The organism is Desulfurella sp., from assembly GCF_023256235.1.
Taxonomy (GTDB): domain Bacteria; phylum Campylobacterota_A; class Desulfurellia; order Desulfurellales; family Desulfurellaceae; genus Desulfurella.
This window is the reverse complement of sequence record NZ_JAGDWY010000022.1, coordinates 7,325-8,413: the sequence shown is the minus strand read 5'-3', so window position 1 is coordinate 8,413 and position 1,089 is coordinate 7,325. Positions and strand designations below refer to the sequence as shown.

The window sequence follows — 1,089 nt, the reverse complement described above, 5'->3', positions numbered from 1 at the left end:
CTTCCTTCTGCCATTGTCAATTAAAGCATCCACAGCTTCTTGAAGCATTCTCATTTCGTTTCTTACAATTATTGAAGGTGCACCAAGTTCCAATAATCTCTTTAACCTATTATTTCTATTTATAATTCTTCTGTATAAATCATTTAAGTCCGATGACGCAAATCTACCCCCTTCTAAAGAAACAAGCGGTCTTAAATCTGGAGGCAATACTGGTAGTACTTTTAATACCATCCACTCAGGTTTATTTTGACTCCTCTTAAATTTTTCAATGAGTTTCATCCGCTTCATTATCTTTTTCTTTTTTAAATCAGAAGTAGTTGCATCATATTCTTCTTTTAGTTCATCTAAAACTTTATCTAGATCCAGGTTTTTTAGTAAAGTATAGATAGCTTGAGCCCCTATATCAGCATTTACTCTTATACCGTACGTTTCTATTGCTTCTTTGTAAGCTGTTTCAGTTAAAACAGTTTTTACTGGAATTTCTTCTACTTCGGAATGGACAACAACATATGCTTCATAGTAAACGATCCTTTCTAAATCTTTTAATTTCATATCAAGTACAATGGAAAGCATGCTTGGAACGCTTTTTAAATACCATATATGAACAACAGGAACTGCAAGCTCAATATGCCCCATTCGTTCTCTTCTAACGCGGGATTCTGTAACCTCAACTCCACACTTTTCACAAACAATACCTTTATATTTAATGCGTTTATACTTACCACATAAACACTCATAGTCCTTCATTGGACCAAAGATTTTTGCGCAAAATAGACCGTCTCTTTCTGGTTTAAAAGTTCTATAGTTAATTGTTTCAGCTTTTTTTACTTCTCCGTAACTCCATTCTCTTATACGTTCAGGGGAAGCTAATTTAATCCTTATGCTATCAAAATCCCTGGATGATTTAGGCTTACTTTTTAAAACGGTAAACATTTTACCCCCTATCTTCTTCTAACATCTTTTAAAAGTTCTATATCCAAACCCAAAGATTGTAGTTCTTTGACGAGTACATTAAATGATTCAGGAATGCCGCCCAATAACACTGGTTTTCCTTTTACTATTGCTTCATACATTTTGCTTCTTCCACTT

The 1,089-nt window shown here is 33.8% G+C and carries 1 pseudogene; it reads right to left on the bottom strand.

Annotation, left to right across the window (positions count from 1 at the left end):
• Window positions 1-933, bottom strand: a pseudogene (locus Q0C22_RS01980) (DNA-directed RNA polymerase subunit beta'); the annotation flags it as partial.
• Window positions 934-1,089 lie beyond the last annotated feature (156 nt).